The organism is Candidatus Binatia bacterium, from assembly GCA_026415395.1.
Taxonomy (GTDB): domain Bacteria; phylum Desulfobacterota; class Binatia; order HRBIN30; family HRBIN30; genus HRBIN30.
Genome location: JAOAHD010000007.1, coordinates 936,096 through 951,804, shown reverse-complemented (window position 1 = coordinate 951,804; position 15,709 = coordinate 936,096). Strand labels below are relative to the sequence as shown.

The following is a 15,709-nucleotide window of genomic DNA, read 5'->3' as shown; positions in this document are numbered from 1 at the left end:
CCACCTCACTCGACTCATGACCGTACGCGAGAATACGAGCCTTGCGCGCTCACCGCTCCACGAACGCCACCGCGCGCTCCGGGCTCGCTTTATTGCCTTTGCGGGCTGGGAGATGCCGCTCCAGTATCGCAGCGTCACCGAAGAGCACCTCGCGGTGCGGCAAACGGCTGGCCTGTTCGATGTCAGCCACATGGGTGAGATCGAGCTTTGCGGCGCTCACGCTCTGGCGGCCGTACAACGTCTGGCAACGAACGATGCCGAGCGGCTCCAACCTGGCCGGGGGCAGTATTCGCTCCTTTGCCTTCCTAGCGGTGGAGTCATCGACGACCTCGTGGTTTACCGGCTCGAGATCGATCGCTTTCTCCTTTGCGTCAACGCCATCAACACCGAGAAAGACGTCCGCTGGCTCCAAGAGCACGCCGCCGCAATCACCTCGGTTGTCGATCGCAGTCGGGAGTATGCCTTGCTTGCATTGCAAGGCCCGCGTGCAACCAGCATTCTCTCCGCGGTGGCAGGGAATACGACACTTGCACAGACTCCACGCTACGGCTGCGTTACGATCGCGCCCGCCGGCAAACCAGCCTTCTGCTCCCGTAGTGGCTACACGGGCGAGGATGGATGGGAAATCTTCTGCTCGTGGGACGATGCACCCGCCATTTGGGATGCGTTGCTGGATTGTGGCGGCCCACTCGGGCTGCTCCCTTGCGGGCTCGGTGCGCGTGACACTTTGCGTATTGAAGCTGGGCTTCCCCTCTATGGCCACGAGATCGATGAGACCACCACTCCGATCGAAGCACAGTTGCAATGGGCCGTGCGCTGCGAGAAGCATGAATTCGTCGGCAAGGATGTCTTGTGCAGGCAGAAAGCTTGCGGCGTGGCTCGCAAGCTGGTTGCGCTTCTATTGACCGAGCCTGGTATTCCGCGGCAGGGATATAAGATCGTGAAAGACGGCAGCAGAATTGGGGTGGTGACCAGTGGTTGCAAATCTCCTGTGCTTGGCACAGGAATCGGCCTTGGCTATGTGGCGAGCGCCGAAGCTGAGGTGGGCAATCGCGTGCAGATAGAAATTCGCGAGCGGTTGGTGCCTGCAGAGATTGTGGCCCGGCCGTTCGTGCGACCGGATCGTTAAGGAGGTTTGGCGATGGAGTTCCCCGAAGACCTGCGGTACTCAAAAGAGCACGAGTGGGTGCTCGTCGAAGGGAACGTGGCAACCGTGGGCATCACCGACTACGCCCAAGAGCAACTGGGCGAAATCGTCTATGTCGAGCTTCCCGAGGTCGGTGAAAAAGTCAGCAAAGAAGATGCTTTTGGTGTGGTCGAGTCGGTGAAAACCGTCTCCGATGTGTACGCGCCCGTGAGTGGGTGCGTGATCGAAGTGAATGACGACTTGCCGAATAATCCCGAGCTCCTGAACGAGGATCCTTATGGCGACGGCTGGATGCTCAAGATTGAAATGAGTGATCCAGCGGAGCTCGAGGAGCTCATGACTGCCGAGGAATACGAGCGCTACGTCGCCGAACTCAAAGAGTGAACGTTGCTCTACCCCCGGCAGGGTCAATTCACGCGAGAGCGCTGCGCCGCCTCGGCCCAGCGCTCTTGAACGGAGTGCCAAACCTTGCGTTTTTTCCCCCACACACCTGCGGACATCCAAGCAATGCTCGACACCATCGGGGTGGCAAACGTGGAAGAACTGTTCCACGACATCCCTGCCGAGCTACGCGAGCGCGCAAAACTCTCGCTGCCACCGGGCTTAAACGAAATTGACTTGCGCTCGCGCTTCGAAGAGCTCGCCAGTCGCAACTTCGTTGCAGTGGACCGCTGCTTTCTCGGTGCGGGTGCTTATGCGCACTTCGTTCCCGCAGTGGTCGACCACATCCTTCAGCGCGCGGAGTTTTACTCCGCCTACACGCCGTACCAGCCAGAGGTCAGCCAAGGCACGCTGCAGGCGACGTACGAATTCCAGACGCTAGTGGCCATGCTGTTCGGCATGGAGGTAGCCAACGCCAGCATGTACGACGGCGCATCGGCAACCGCGGAGGCAGTCCTCATGGCTTTGCGTTTGCGTACTGGCCGCAATCGCGTGCTCGTCGCTCGCAATCTCCATCCCCAGTACCGACAAGTGATTCAGACTTACCTCGACGGACATGCCGGTTGTCATCTCGAAGAGGTACCGTTTGCACCTCAGGGGACAACGAATGTCGAGGCTCTCGAGTCGCAAATTGGCGAGGATGTAGCGGCGGTGGTGCTCGGTTACCCTAATTTCTTCGGAATTATCGAAGATTTAGACGCGCTTGTTGCCACCGTGCACTCCTCTGGGGCGCTGGCGATTACGGCGACAGCAGAAGCCCTGGCTCTCGGCATTGTGCGGCCGCCGGGAGAGTTCGGTGTGGACATTGCCGTGGGAGAAGGGCAAAGCTTCGGGATCCCACTCTCATACGGCGGTCCCGGTGTGGGGTTGTTCGCGACGCGCTTCGACTTCGTGCGCATGATGCCCGGACGCTTAGTAGGTGAATCCGTCGACAGTGCAGGCAGACGGGCCTTCGTGCTCACGTTGGCCACGCGCGAGCAACATATTCGGCGAGAACGAGCAACATCGAACATTTGCACGAATCACGGGCTTATGGCGTTGGCGTTCGCCGTTCATTTATCGTTGCTAGGGAAGCGTGGGCTACGAGAGCTCGCGCAAACCAACCTGGCGCGCGCCCATGCCGTGGCCGATGCACTCGAGCAACGCGGTTGGCAACGACGGTTTTCCGCTCCCTTTTTCAACGAGTTCGTCGTGCACCACCCGCAAGCCTCGGCTCGCTACCAGCGCGCCCTGGCACAAAATCTCCTTCCGGGAGTACCCCTTTGGCGCTGGTATCCTGAGTGTCCAGGCGCGCTGCTGCTGTGCGTTACGGAGCTAGCGAGCGCTCAAGCGATCGAAGATTTAGTCGCGGCGCTCGGATAGCAGGGTCTGAGGCAGGCTATGCGCGGACATAAGCAAGAAGGCTTGCTTCTCGACGAACCCCTCATTTTCGAACGCAGCCGTGCCGGGCAGTGCGGCATCGATCTACCGGCCTCGACCCCAGAAGCAGAGCGATTCCTTCCACGCCAATTGATTCGGGGTCCAATCAAAGGATTTCCGGAGGTATCGGAGCCCGAGGTTCTGCGGCATTTCTTGCGGCTTTCGCAATGGAACTACGGGGCGGCGACCACCTTTTATCCGTTGGGCTCGTGTACGATGAAGTACAATCCGGTGGCGAATGAGGGCTTTGCCCGCCTCCCAGGGTTTGCGCACCTGCATCCGCTCACGCCCGATGAACTTGCACAAGGCGCCCTGGAGCTTCTGTACGAGCTCGAGCAGTGGCTTGCTGAGGTTACCGGTATGGCGGCGGTCACGCTTCAACCTGCCGCGGGCGCCCAGGGCGAGCTCACCGGGATGAAAATGATCCGGGCGTTTCACCGCGATCGCGGGAATCCCCGGCAAAAGGTGCTCATTCCTGCCAGCGCGCACGGCACGAACCCCGCCAGTGCTGCTCTCTGCGGCTACACGACCGTAACTCTCGAGGGGAACCAAATTGGCCTCATCGAGCCAACTGCGGTGCGTAAAGCGATGGATCGCGAGGTGGCCGCCCTGATGATCACGAATCCGAACACCCTAGGGCTATTTGAACGGGAGATCGTCCAAATTGCCCAAATCGTGCATGAACAGGGCGGGCTCGTTTATCTTGACGGGGCCAATCTGAATGCACTCCTCGGAGTGGCGAAGCCGGCGCACATGGGCGCGGATGTCATGCAAATCAATTTGCACAAGACATTTTCCACTCCCCACGGAGGAGGCGGCCCAGGTGCGGGCCCCGTGGCCGTCGCCGCAGCGCTCGAACCCTATCTCCCGATCCCTCGCGTGGTCCGCGCGGCGGATGGATGGCGGTGGAGCGAGGACTTCCCTAAGTCGATTGGCCGGGTGCGTACGTTTCACGGCAATTTCGGCATGCACGTGCGCGCCCTGGCCTATATGCTGGCACTCGGCGGAGACGGGCTCGCACAGGTCAGCCGCCTGGCCGTGCTGGCCGCCAACTACCTGCGGGTGCGATTGTCCGAGGCTTATCACTTGGCCTTCCCCGGGGTGTGCATGCACGAGTGCGTGTTCAGCGACAAAGGCTTTGAGGGCACGGGGGTCAAAACCCTCGATGTCGCCAAGCGCTTGCTCGATCTCGGCTTTTATGCACCCACCATTTACTTTCCGCTCGTTGTGCCGGGGGCTTTGATGATTGAACCAACGGAAACCGAGAGCAAGGAAACCCTCGACGCTTTCATCGAAGCGATGCTGCAAATCGCACGCGAGGCGCGCGAGACACCCGAGACGCTCAAGGCAGCTCCTGTGCACACGCCAGTCGGGCGCATTGACGAAGCACGCGCCGCGCGGCGCCCGGTGCTACGCTGGTGGCCACGCAACGCACCTGCCGCAATCGGCAACCCGCCCGCTTCTTCTGAACAGAAGGAAGCCAACTGATTCCGAGCACCACCCGCCCGCTGAGTTGCCGACAGCTTCCACAGTGCGCTCGGAAGGCGTTCGACGAACTCAACCTAACCTGGCCCCACGCACGGCTCCAACGTTCCATTAGGGGACCACGTGAATTCGCAAGCTCTCGCCACCAATCGTTACGACGTAATCTCGGTTCGGCGGACCCGCTATCGCCCACCTCGCATGGAACTCGCCATCCCCAGCGACCTCGTCCGGCGGCAACCCATCGTCACGAAAGTTGAGCCGGGCAACAGATCCAATGAAGCCGCTGGCTCTTTGTACCTCAATGTCGCTGAGAGCAAGCGGCTCTGCGCAGTTGATGCTGAGTACGCGCAAATCCAACGTGTCGCCAGGCCGCGCAACGATATTGTCATCGACGGGGAGCAGGCGGCGGACCACAATTTGCTGCCTACAACTCAGCGCACCGTGGCCATCTGCACCCCATGCTTGTACACGGCGGCCCGTAACTAACGCACAAATCGGCTGATTCGCACACGTTACGAGCGGACCACTGCTCAATAATAAATTGCGCACCTGCATCCAAGTGCGACTTGGGTTCTGCGCATAGAGCAACGCGACCAGACCCGTCGCATGTGCTGCCGCCGGAGAACTCCCGCCAGGTATGACGCTCCGCCCGCCCCCGGGAGTGAGAACGGGAATGGCTATCCCGGGAGCCGCCACGTGCACGCGCCGCTTACCGTAGCGGTACAACACGTTTCCGTAACTGTCGGAACCGGTTACCGCCACGACATTCGACAGCGGGTAGCTTGCGGGGTAGAAGGGGCAGCTCTCCGCAGCATCGGCGTTTTTCCTCCCGTTGCCGGCCGAGGCAACGAACAACACACCGCGGTCGCGCAGTCGTGCCACGGCGCGCTCCATCTCGCAATCGCAGCAGTCGGAACCAAACGAAAAATTCACTGCGACAATGGGCACGCGCTGCTCGTCCATTAGCTTTTCCAACCACGCGAGACACGCGAGGGCCTTGGGCAGGGTGCCATTGTTTCCGCCGCCAACCTTGCAAGGGATCACCTGTGTACCCCACATGATCCCGTGGATCCCCACCTCGCCGTTGTCTCCGCGTGCAGCAATGATGCTGCTCATCGCAGTGCCGTGCGCGGAATCGGAGCTAACATCATCGCTCGGCTGCAATTCGGCAAAGCTTATCTGCCAAGGTGCGATGCGGCCCGACAAATCGGGGTGCGATGTGTCGACTCCGGTATCCACCACAGCGACGTACACCTTGTGCTGCGCCATCGCTGTCTGTGGCCAGCCCAGTGCCCTCCACGCTGGCTCGGCCCCGATCTGTATGAGGTTCCATGCCGCGCCCGGTAGGGGTGTGGGAGTAGATGGCAGGTTCTGCGGGCATTCTCCTTCGGCTACGGCCGGCGCCTGGTCCGTCGCCACTCGGCCCGGGTCCCCGAAGCGCGCGGGGGAGTTTCTGCTGCCTTGGCCAATCAGTGTGGCGGCGTCGAGCGGCGGCAAGATTTGACGCAAACCTACACCGTAGGGCTGATCCTCGGCGCAGCGGCAGCGAACCGGACAACTGCAAGTTGGTGTGGCGGTTGGCGAGGTCGTTTCCGCCTGACTAAAGCTCGCGCCACCGCTCCCAAGCTGCGGCGTGGGCGTCACCGTAGCCACCGCTATCGCACCCCCGGCACTTAGGACGCAGGCCGCAACCCTCACAACAACGAGGGTGGCCGCAGCCACGCCGCATAAAGGGTGGCTCATGTGCGCTCCTTTCCGGTGGCGCGACCCGCTCATACCGTCCCTACTCGGTGGTGCTATTCGAAATCGCGAGGAAAGAGCGCAAGATCGTCCACTCGAATGTTCTTGTAGGACGGATGGCAGCCCGGCGGCAAGGACCGAGCGGGTTTTTTGCCCTCTCCCATTGGCGTGCCTTCTAGGCGGAGCAAGAGTGGCAACGCGGGGAAAAAACACAGGCGTTCTGTTGTAGGCCACAAGCTCGGCGTGATAGCTGCAACGCAGAAGCAAATTCCCCGGAAAGGATGGACCCGATGCCCCTCACCCCACTCGCACTGCTCGTCACCAAGCTTACCGCGAACCCGCATGCCAGCGGGCTGACCAACCGCAAGCAGTTCAACCTCGACCCTGGAGCGGATCTCTCCAAGTTGTCGCCAGCGGAGCTCGATGCCTTCTTACAACTGCGGAAAGGCCCGATCAGCCTCCAAGTCCTCAACGATCTTATTGGCACAGATCCCACGTTGCGCGGCAATGCAGAAGACATTCGCGACTACGTACTTTGGCTCTACGAGTACTCGCGCTGGGACTGGGATCCGAACGAGGATACAGAATACGAAAAGGGTTTTTCTGCTCCTCAAGCGATCGTCGCCAGCTACCCCGACCCCGTGTGTCAGATCGAAGCCGTGGTGGTGCGCAAACCCAGTGCTGCCGGACCCACAAGCCTTGAAATCTATGGCGAGGGATTCCTCCCAGGACGCACGACGGTAGAAGTGCGCGCCGCCGCTTCTGGGAGTCCTGTGTATCAAGTCCGACGCGACCCCGAGCCCGGCTCCACATTCCGCGGCGGGAAGATTGTGGTGAGTCCTTTGTCCCTTCCTCCTGGGTCGTACCACGCAGTGGTCAAGATTGCACTAGGCAACGGCTGGGACTTTACGATCGACTCGCCCGTGGCGCAAACCCAGTTTTCGCTCTGATGCGCTCGAAGCCCTTCCGCCTTCTCACGCAGGCGTAAAGCACAACGATGGCCGACCCGCTGGCTTGGGTCGCCAAAGTCCCAAGCGCACTCTGCAGCTCGCGGCGCAAACCGGAGATCCGGCGTTTCCTGCAGCGATTGCCGGCGTGCAGTGAGGACGTCGGACTTGAATGCGGCTTGGAGAGACCAGGGACGCTTTACGCGGTCGGCATGGCAGTTACACCCCAGGCGCCGGCTACGCGCACACTTCTCCCAACGGGGGCGAACCTGCAACTGCATCGACTCGCTCTCCGATTTGCGTGCTGGCGGCGTCTGAGCGCCTTTATCCTACTGTGGTTGCAACGCGACCAGACCGCGCTCCGTGCACGAGTGCCGTTCTTGTTTCTCGAATTCGATCGGGGCCGGAACTGGGAGGCACAGCCCGGCGTGTTCCTTGCCCTCGACTGGCCCCTTGCCGAACTTGAGCCTGCACTCCGGCAGAACGCCTTCGCGGTTCCGGGGTTCCAGTTCATCTTACGGCTTTTGAGTCTGCTCGGCCGCCGGGCAACCGCTGAGGAGGCATCGCAGCTCGCCCGCGTGTGGCAGGAATTGCCTGAGGGCGGCGTGTGGGCACACGCGGGTGTTCTAACAAGCCGGCCTGCGGCCGGCCATCGCGTGTCGCTTCTCCTCCCGGCTTCAGCAGCACCCGGCTATCTGCAGCGCGTTGCACCGGGGGCAAACACGGCCGCGATTGCCGCGCTGATCGAGCGTTACGCGCGCGTGACCTGCTTCGGCTCGGGAGCCCAGCGAGCGCAACTCGACATGGATGTTGCGCACACCGTTTCCCCACGCATCGGCCTCACACTGCTGCCGCCTGCAGCGGGAGATTGGCTGGACTTGCTGGCTGCTTTGGTCCGCGATGGGCTATGCCACCAGCGCTGTGCTGAGGCTGCTCAGCACTGGGTTCACCAACCACTCGGGGACGATCCTGACGATGTGCACGTCGGTAGGCCCTACTTGAGTCACCTCAAGGTTGTCGTGCACGGCAACCACCCGCTGACCGCAAAACTCTACCTCGGCGCGCGCAGCCCACGCTCTGGGCAAAACAGCCCCGACACGAGTCCGGCGTGAGTGGGTTGAGCTGCAGCTCGGTGTGCAGGGGCAACGAGCCGAACACGGTTAACGGAGTACAGCCGCTCAGGTGCCGGCAAGCATCCAGTTTTCCGCTCCTACGAATGGGTACTGCCGATTTCCGTCCGTCCCTGCACCCCGGTGCGTCATCGCTGAATCAACCGTCGAGCCCATCTCCGCAAAGGCCAGGAGCGAGCATATGCACGAAGCGGCGAGGAGAAGCGATGTTGGCTGTGGAAAACAACGCTGAAGACTGCTGCCTGAGTTTTTCTGCCACCGGAGCCGCGCACTTCTGGGCAGCGCCGTAGCCACCAATGGCTGCTCCCACGCTCATACTGGCCGACTCGAACTTTTGTTGGGCTGCCGTGAGCCATTCCAGAGCCCGCTCCCCCTCGTCGGTCCAGTTCGCCAAGGTAGCGCGCAACACGAGCGACCAAGCGCTGCTATCCACGCGGCCCTCCTGGGCGAGCTTGTTGACCACGCGCTCCACCCGATGGCGAGCACGCGCGCTGCGTTTCTGCTCGTGCGCCAACTCTGCCAACAAGAGGCGGGCGCGCAAGGTTAACGCATCGATTCGGTAGATCGTGTGCCGCAAGAGGCCGCTCTGTTGCATCGCTCGCCAAGGCGCGGCGAAGCTGCGCACAGCTTCATCTGTGTGCCCTTCGTAGAGGGCACAGAGGCTTTTCAGCCGGGCAGCGTAAAAGTGCTGGACGTGAAACCCCTCTGTTTTCCACCGCCGGCTGCTCTCGTCAGCGAGGCGCCACGCTTCCACCGGGTCGCCCTGAGCCAATAGGCAAAAGCCCTCGTTTAAAAGACCCGTAACCTCAGCATAAAGGTTGCCGGTGCGCTCGGCCTCTTGAATCATGGCGACCGCCTGCCGGTGGAGTTCGGGCAAATGGCCCAACTCTTCCAAGGCACGCAGCGCGGCCATCGTTGCCACACTGACTTCCCAGGCTGAGCCCGGACACTGCTCCCGGAATATTGCACGCGCGCGCTCACAGAGGGTCAACATCTCTGCCCAGCGGCACTCCATCATGCGCATTTGGGCAATCGCTAATGCGGTCGTAGCTTCGAGGTAAGGCTCGTCGCTCATCCGAGCCAGGGCTCCCGCCCGCTCGATCATGTGGCTTGACCAACGCGCAAAGAATCCTCCCATGGGCAAGAGATTGCTGCCGACGAACGACAGTCCACGCGCCATGCGCCGGGGCCCTCCAGCAGCCAACGCCCAGCGCAGCGCGTGCATAGAAAAGTAGAGCCCTCGCGGTGGGTCCACAAACGACAAACCCTTGGCGGCAGAGTGGCACGCGTCACATCGCGCATCCGCTTCCGGAAGCACGGCTTTGTGCCCTCCCCGCCGCGCCCGCCTCTCTGCGAGCCAGAGCGGCAAGAGCCACAACAGGGAGCGCACCAACGCGCCGGCGGGGGACGCAGGCATGTTCACACCCACGCGCTGCAGCACAGCGCGCAATGCCGCTGTGCCCTCCCGCAGGTGGCCGCTCATCAAGTATTCTTCCGCTGCGCGGCGGCGCAGGTCGTGCGCAAACGCGGCGTCGCTCGCCTGCTCTGCCAACGCCAAAAAGATCGGCGCGGCGGCGGCTCCGCGACCAGCGTTCGCAAGCATCTCCGCACGCTTGCGTTCCACGTTGGCACGCTGTTCTGCGCCTCTGACACAACCCAATGCCAGGGCTTCTGTGTAAAGCTCCACCGCTTTTTCGAAAGCGAGTTGCCGGCCAGCTCGCTCCGCAGCCAACAGGGCCCACTCTGTCGCTTCGGTCAGACGGCCACCCGCGCGCCAGTGGTAGAACACACGCTCCTCTTCGACCACAGACTCGGTAGCCAAATGTTCAGCCAACAGCGCGTGGCATCTCTCCAATTCTGCTCTGGACAAACGCGAGCGAACCGCATCGCCAATGCGCTGGTGGTACGGCTCTACACACACCTCGCCACCTACGCGGGTACTCTGAAGTAAGCGGACTGCGTCCAGCAACGACACGAACCGCCGCCCGCCTTCGCCAAGCCCGGCCACGCGCAACAGCAAGCTCGAATTGATCGGACGCACAGCCACGGCCGCCAGGTCCAGAATTCGCCGCGCGGCCGCTGGTAAGCTATCGACACGCACACCCACCACCTGCGGTAGCGCCAATGAGGGCGATGGTGAGCTCATCGCAGACCTTCCCACGTGCTGCGCGAGTTGCGCAATCAGCAACGGCGACCCTTCCGCTTCTCTCAGGATCTGATCAGCTTCGAAGGAATTCTCCGCAAGTTTCGGAGAGCAGCCCAGCGCAAGCTCCCTTGCGGCATCCGCCGACAATGGACCCACAGGCACTTGCCGCACGAGCTCCGCCCAGGCGCGTGCGGAGGCGTCGTCGAGCAGGGGAAGCACCTCATCGGCTTGTTCCGAGCGCTGGCAAACGAGGATCAAGGCACGCGGTGCATCCGGCGACCGAAACACCGCGCTCAGTAGCGCCGCGCTGTCCGCGTCGGCCCATTGCCCGTCGTCAATCCACAGCACGAGCGGTCGCACGGTCGCAAGGTGCGCGAAGAGGAGCCGCATTGCTTCGAAGGCAACGCGCCGCACCTCGGCGGGGTGAAGCTGCACCTGCGGCTTTTCCGACAACTGTGGTGCATCGGGACCAAGCACCGGAAACATCCGCGCGAGGCAATCCTGCTGGAATTCTGTCAGTTCTCCGAGCAGGCCCGGATCGTGCGCCCGAAGCCAAAGTGCCAGCTCGTCCACAATTCCGTCTACGGCGTTGAACGGCACGGACTCCTGCCAATGGCAACGGGCTCGAAGGATCAGGGGTGATTCAGCGAGCGGAATCTCGCCCAGGAACTGCCGCACGAGTTCGGTTTTGCCGATCCCGCCGGGACCGCTAATGCGCGCGATTACGGTATGCCCTCGAACCGCTTGCCGGTAGGCATCAGCAAGCTCGTCGAGCTCAGCCGCGCGGCCAACAAACAGCCGATTCGAAGTTGCGGTGGCCGCTGCGCCAGTAAAGGGCGTTAAACCGGCAGTCGGGCTACGATCAGCCTCCGCCAACGCACGGCTCCAGCTTGCCCCGTCTGGCCGAGAGTTTGGATCTGGATCGAGTGAGGCCACAATGACTTCAGCAATGCCTTCCGGTACGCGTCCCGCCAAACGCAGACAGGAGGGGATCAGGCCCCGCTGCTTTGCTTGCCAAACTTCCGCAGCCGTTCCGGCAAACGCGGGCTGTCCAGTAATTGCCTCGAACAACAAAACCGCCAGGCTGTACCAATCGCATGCTGGAGTGGCAGCTCGCCCCAAGATCGCTTCGGGAGCCATGTACACCCATGTTCCTGCCAAGCCACGCTCGACCAAGGTGTCGATGCCGTCAGGATCACGGTGGGCGGCTAGGCCAAAGTCGAGGAGCACAACACCGCCGGCGAGCCGCTTAAGAATATTGCTCGGTTTGACATCGCGATGCACGATGCCCGCGGCGTGCACTAGGTTTAAAGCATCAACGAGCTCGCGGGCAGCCGCCAGCAGCTCTGCACAAGCGCTAGGATCCAGAGGCCGGCTGGTCGGCGATGGACCCGGAGCTGACGCTGCCGTACTCTCGCCCAAAAGCGGAGCCCCATCGACGAATTCCATCGAGAAGAACGTTCCCCGGCTCGGGCTCGAAAATAATTCGTAAAACTCTACTAAAGACGGGTGACGCAATGAGCGCAGCAGGCGGAACTCACGTTTGAGGCGATAGAGCTCCTGGGGGTTCCATCCTTCCAAAACCTTGAGTGCAACCTCTGTGCGTGTTTCGCGGTCGTAAGCCCGGTATACCACACTGTACGCGCCGCGCCCGACAACGCCACGAATTTGGAATCGGCCTTCCTCCGACTCAAACCAGGCTACTCTATGCGGGCTCATCAAGAGCCCTGCGCTTCTTCGGTGAGACCGAAATGGCGGATCAGTCGATGGACATGTGAGCGCGCCAGATCCAGACGGCGAGCTGCCTCGGTCACGTTCCATCCGGTGGCCTTCAAGGTACGGCGCAACAATTCCGTTTGAAATTCGCGCGTGGCCTGATGAAACGAGCCCTGCCAGAGAGAAGCCGCTTCGGTGTCGCTTCCCGGCGTTTCGATTTCCGCGCAGGCGGAAGCATCGGGGAACAAATGGAGCACCTCCACCGCGGAACTGCCCTCGCTCACCGCGCGAATAACCGCGGCTTCTACTACGTTAGCGAGCTGGCGAATATTGCCGGGCCACTCGGCTAGCTCGAGCCTCCGCACTGCCGTCGCTGACAAGCACAAGTCCCCGAGCTGATGTCGCTGACAAGCCTCGGTGCAAAAATACGCGGCCAGTTCCGCAATATCCTCGCGGCGCTCGGCCAAGCTTGGAAGCCCAATCGGCATGACCTCCAGGCGGTAAAACAAATCCTCGCGAAACCGGCGATCAGCAACTGCTTGCCGCAAATCCATGTTGGTTGCTGCAATGATACGCACATTCGCCCGAGCCGGACGGGCACTGCCCAGCGGATAGTACTCGCGGGTTTGTAGCAGGTGGAGAAGTTTCCCTTGCGCGCTGAACGGCAGATCGCCAACTTCGTCCAGCAACAGCGTTCCTCCCTCGGCCGCTGCCACTTTGCCTTGGATGGCGCGATTTGCGGTCGAATGGGCACCAGGTACGGCCCCAAAGAGTTCGCTTTCGACCAAGGTTTCCGGCAACGCGGCACAATTCAGCTCCACAAACGGGGCGTCAGCACGCGGACCGTTCGCATGAATGATGTGTGCCAATTGGCTTTTGCCTGTTCCCGACTCACCAGTGAGCAGCACGGTCACATCTAATGGTGCCACCATTTGTGCCTGTTGCAAAACCCGCGCGAGGGCTTGCGAGCGGCCGATGACTCCCGGAAGAGTCAGCTTGGTACGACTAGCGGCAGTCGGATCACCAATTTTGGCGTCCCGGTAGCCTTGAAGAATGCGCTGCGCCAAAGGGGCAAGCAAGCGGGCCACAGTCTCCACCGCATGGCAGCAGTCGTCAGACAACATCGGCAAATAATCCCCACCCTGGAGGTACACCACCCCAACAGTGGGATCGGTGCCAATCGGAGCGCAACACACTGCGCCAATTTGTGCCGAGGACACGCTGGCCCTTTGGTTGAACCGTGGATCGAAAACCGCCGCCGGAGTTAACACCGCTTTACCCGAGGCCAGCACTTCGGCAATGATCCCGCGGGATACCAACACACGCACCTGCTCGATCTCGACGGTGGAGAAGCCATGGGCACGGAACCACACACACTCGGCTTGCGCGCTGGCATCCGTGCGGTCCACGAGTTCCAAGTAACCTTGCCGCGCGCCGGTCATTCCGACGAGCAACAGCAATGCCTCTTGCAAAAAGGGTTCTATGGCCGTCTCGCGCCCAAGTTCGAGCAACCGTAGATAAAGGTCGCGTTCGCGTCGGACATGGGCCAGCTCCTCGCTGCCCGTCAGATTCATACGTCGTGCATCCTACGCCGATTGTTCCGCGGCCACAAGAGAAACGCGAACAATATCTGTAGGGCCAACACCAACCTCAAGGCCGCGCACGGACTGCGAACAGGAAAACCCCACGGAAACTCGAAAGTCGTTGCCACAAGCCTAAAATTGCAGGCCGGCCGCGGCTCCCGCAGTAATTCACCCGGAAGCAATACTCCTCCAATTCGGCCACAAGCGAACCGAAGGCGGAGCAAAATAGAGACAACCGCTGGCGAGATTCATTGAATCATCTCCTCCGTGCACCAGGTGATCAGTCGCCAGCGAGGCAGCACTCCCAAGTTTCGTTGGCACGATAGTTGATTCATGTTCGAGCATCGCAACCGGCTCCCACCGAGCAAACACTCACTGGCCAGACGAGATGCAAGGCGAGCCCAACGACCCAGAACAATCGAGGAGAAGGAGAGAGCCAATGAAACCAGCCACGACCCCAGTTCACCGCATCAGAACCCTGTCGACCGGAGCGCTCGTTGCCGCCGCACTGGTTGCGGTTGCCACCGCGGCCAGCGCAGCCGAACCACTGGGCTGCCAGGCCGCCAAGCTCAGCGCGCAGGTCAACCACGCCCGTTGTAGCGTACGCTGCGGGCAACGCCCGCCGGAGCGGGTGCAAGCGTGTCAAACCCGCTGTGACGAGCGGTTCACCCGCAAAATCTCGGTCTTGTCCGCATCGCCTATCTGTACGGGGCAAACGAGCGGCTCGGCTGCCAACAACGGCATTTGCGATTTGCAACTTCTGAAAGCGGCTTGGAAGCAGGTGAAATGCTACTTGCGCTGCAACCGCTTGGCGCAAAACTCAGACACCTTTGACAGCTCGCGCTGCAACGACCGGTGCGAGAGCCAGTTTGACCGCGCGAAGGCGCGTGTTCTGGCGCAACCGGTCTGCAGCCGCCACTCCGGACTAATGCCAAGCATCAACTAACCCCTCGCGCCGCGCAAAGCACCACTGCAACTCAAGCCACGTCGAGCATCATGCTCGGCGTGGCTTTATTTTTGGCTTGGCTAAAATTTGTGACCCGCAACGAGACCCAGCTCGCGCGCGACTTCCTGTGCCGGCCGTTTCTGCCCGCTTCCGAATCGCAGTTTCCTCACGATGATGGAGCCACCGTTCGCCGCAACCTTGAGACCGTCCGGCCCTACCTCGATCACGGTCCCAGGCGGGTCCCCGGAACTACCTTCAACTTTCCGAGCATCGAAAAAGCGCAACTTTTCGCCGTTCAGCAAGCTGTAGGCCCCGGGCTGGGGATCGCAGCCACGAATTAAGTTATAGACCTCGCCGACGGGCTTCGACCAATCGACAGCGGCATGCTCGTCGCGACAAAGCGGATCGTAGGTGGCCTGCGACTCATCCTGCGGCACGCGCGGAGCTACGCCGCGATCAATCAAACGCACCGCCTCAACGACGGCGTCCACCCCCAAGGGGAACAACTTGTTGAAGTACAGGGACGCCGCAGTGTCGTCCGGGTCAATGGTTGCCTCTTTCTGCAACAGGATCGGGCCAGTGTCGATTCCTGGATCGACCCAAAACACAGTGACACCAGTTTTTGTCTCGCCTTTGATGATTTGCCACGGGATTGCGCTGCCGCCGCGATACTTCGGCAGCAACGATGGGTGAAAACAAATGCTGCCCTGTTTGGGAACGGAAAAGACTTCGGGCGGTACAATTTGCGTCACGTACGCAAGCACGGCGAGATCCGCATTAAGCTGCTTCCATTCCTCGCGCACGGCTGGATTCTTGAGCGAGGGGTACTGGCGAACCGGTATCCCGAGCCCAAGCGCGCGCACCTTCACCGGGTCTGGCTTGTCTGGCGCAGCGTCCGGAGGGCAGTATACGGCCAGAACTTCGTGACCACCTTTCACAAGTCGATCTAACACCTCGGCGGCAAACGCCGCCTGCCCGACGAGAATGATGCGCATCGGTCGATTACTCC

The 15,709-nt window shown here is 61.4% G+C and carries 11 protein-coding genes; 7 read left to right on the top strand and 4 right to left on the bottom strand.

Going from position 1 to position 15,709, the window contains the following annotated elements:
- Positions 1 to 16 precede the first annotated feature (16 nt).
- The 4 genes from gcvT to gcvPB all read left to right on the top strand — a co-directional run bounded on the left by gcvT (position 17) and on the right by gcvPB (position 4,495).
- Positions 17 to 1,129 carry a glycine cleavage system aminomethyltransferase GcvT gene (gene gcvT, locus N3C12_08580; protein ID MCX8072492.1) on the top strand — a complete coding sequence of 371 codons (1,113 nt, stop codon included), beginning with the start codon at positions 17 to 19 and terminating at the stop codon, positions 1,127 to 1,129.
- Positions 1,130 to 1,141: 12 nt separating this feature from the next.
- Positions 1,142 to 1,531, top strand: a complete 390-nt coding sequence (gene gcvH / locus N3C12_08575; GenBank protein ID MCX8072491.1) for a glycine cleavage system protein GcvH — start codon at positions 1,142 to 1,144, stop codon at positions 1,529 to 1,531.
- A gap of 84 nt (positions 1,532 to 1,615) precedes the next feature.
- Entirely contained in the window at positions 1,616 to 2,950 is a 1,335-nt protein-coding gene (gene gcvPA, locus N3C12_08570) for an aminomethyl-transferring glycine dehydrogenase subunit GcvPA (protein ID MCX8072490.1), read from the top strand.
- A gap of 18 nt (positions 2,951 to 2,968) precedes the next feature.
- Positions 2,969 to 4,495 (top strand): aminomethyl-transferring glycine dehydrogenase subunit GcvPB, encoded by a 1,527-nt coding sequence (gcvPB, locus tag N3C12_08565; GenBank protein MCX8072489.1) that lies wholly within the window; start codon positions 2,969 to 2,971, stop codon positions 4,493 to 4,495.
- A gap of 108 nt (positions 4,496 to 4,603) precedes the next feature.
- Here the strand turns inward: gcvPB and N3C12_08560 are convergent, their stop codons facing one another.
- Complete coding sequence (locus tag N3C12_08560) at positions 4,604 to 6,235, bottom strand: S8 family serine peptidase (GenBank protein MCX8072488.1); 1,632 nt, start codon at positions 6,233 to 6,235, stop codon at positions 4,604 to 4,606.
- Positions 6,236 to 6,522: 287 nt separating this feature from the next.
- Here N3C12_08560 and N3C12_08555 point away from each other — a divergent pair, with 287 nt between their 5' ends.
- Both N3C12_08555 and N3C12_08550 read left to right on the top strand, forming a co-directional pair.
- A complete protein-coding gene (locus N3C12_08555) occupies positions 6,523 to 7,182 on the top strand; it encodes a hypothetical protein (protein MCX8072487.1) in 660 nt (219 codons plus the stop codon).
- Positions 7,183 to 7,391: 209 nt separating this feature from the next.
- The gene (locus N3C12_08550) at positions 7,392 to 8,291 is read left to right on the top strand and encodes a hypothetical protein (protein MCX8072486.1); all 900 of its coding nucleotides are present in this window, start codon (positions 7,392 to 7,394) and stop codon (positions 8,289 to 8,291) included.
- 157 nt (positions 8,292 to 8,448) lie between these two features.
- Here N3C12_08550 and N3C12_08545 read toward each other — a convergent pair whose 3' ends face one another.
- Both N3C12_08545 and N3C12_08540 read right to left on the bottom strand, forming a co-directional pair.
- Positions 8,449 to 12,174, bottom strand: coding sequence for an AAA family ATPase (locus N3C12_08545; protein MCX8072485.1), 3,726 nt, complete (start codon positions 12,172 to 12,174; stop codon positions 8,449 to 8,451).
- Complete coding sequence (locus N3C12_08540; GenBank protein ID MCX8072484.1) at positions 12,174 to 13,745, bottom strand: sigma 54-interacting transcriptional regulator; 1,572 nt, start codon at positions 13,743 to 13,745, stop codon at positions 12,174 to 12,176. Before N3C12_08540 ends, N3C12_08545 begins: the two co-directional genes overlap by 1 nt.
- Positions 13,746 to 14,193: 448 nt before the next feature.
- Here N3C12_08540 and N3C12_08535 point away from each other — a divergent pair, with 448 nt between their 5' ends.
- Positions 14,194 to 14,700 carry a hypothetical protein gene (locus N3C12_08535; GenBank protein ID MCX8072483.1) on the top strand — a complete coding sequence of 169 codons (507 nt, stop codon included), beginning with the start codon at positions 14,194 to 14,196 and terminating at the stop codon, positions 14,698 to 14,700.
- An 80-nt stretch (positions 14,701 to 14,780) separates the two neighbouring features.
- Here the strand turns inward: N3C12_08535 and N3C12_08530 are convergent, their stop codons facing one another.
- The gene (locus N3C12_08530; protein MCX8072482.1) at positions 14,781 to 15,695 is read right to left on the bottom strand and encodes a methionyl-tRNA formyltransferase; all 915 of its coding nucleotides are present in this window, start codon (positions 15,693 to 15,695) and stop codon (positions 14,781 to 14,783) included.
- Between the last annotated feature and the right edge of the window lie 14 nt (positions 15,696 to 15,709).

What these genes read in the sequence shown, in the direction of transcription:
- N3C12_08545 (MCX8072485.1), bottom strand. Translation starts at nt 12,174, where the DNA reads ATGAGCCCGCATAGAGTAGCCTGGTTTGAGTCGGAGGAAGGCCGATTC.
- N3C12_08530 (MCX8072482.1), bottom strand. Translation starts at nt 15,695, where the DNA reads ATGCGCATCATTCTCGTCGGGCAGGCGGCGTTTGCCGCCGAGGTGTTA.
- N3C12_08560 (MCX8072488.1), bottom strand. Translation starts at nt 6,235, where the DNA reads ATGAGCCACCCTTTATGCGGCGTGGCTGCGGCCACCCTCGTTGTTGTG.
- N3C12_08555 (MCX8072487.1), top strand. Translation starts at nt 6,523, where the DNA reads ATGCCCCTCACCCCACTCGCACTGCTCGTCACCAAGCTTACCGCGAAC.
- gcvPB (MCX8072489.1), top strand. Translation starts at nt 2,969, where the DNA reads ATGCGCGGACATAAGCAAGAAGGCTTGCTTCTCGACGAACCCCTCATT.
- N3C12_08550 (MCX8072486.1), top strand. Translation starts at nt 7,392, where the DNA reads ATGGCAGTTACACCCCAGGCGCCGGCTACGCGCACACTTCTCCCAACG.
- gcvT (MCX8072492.1), top strand. Translation starts at nt 17, where the DNA reads ATGACCGTACGCGAGAATACGAGCCTTGCGCGCTCACCGCTCCACGAA.
- N3C12_08540 (MCX8072484.1), bottom strand. Translation starts at nt 13,745, where the DNA reads ATGAATCTGACGGGCAGCGAGGAGCTGGCCCATGTCCGACGCGAACGC.
- N3C12_08535 (MCX8072483.1), top strand. Translation starts at nt 14,194, where the DNA reads ATGAAACCAGCCACGACCCCAGTTCACCGCATCAGAACCCTGTCGACC.
- gcvH (MCX8072491.1), top strand. Translation starts at nt 1,142, where the DNA reads ATGGAGTTCCCCGAAGACCTGCGGTACTCAAAAGAGCACGAGTGGGTG.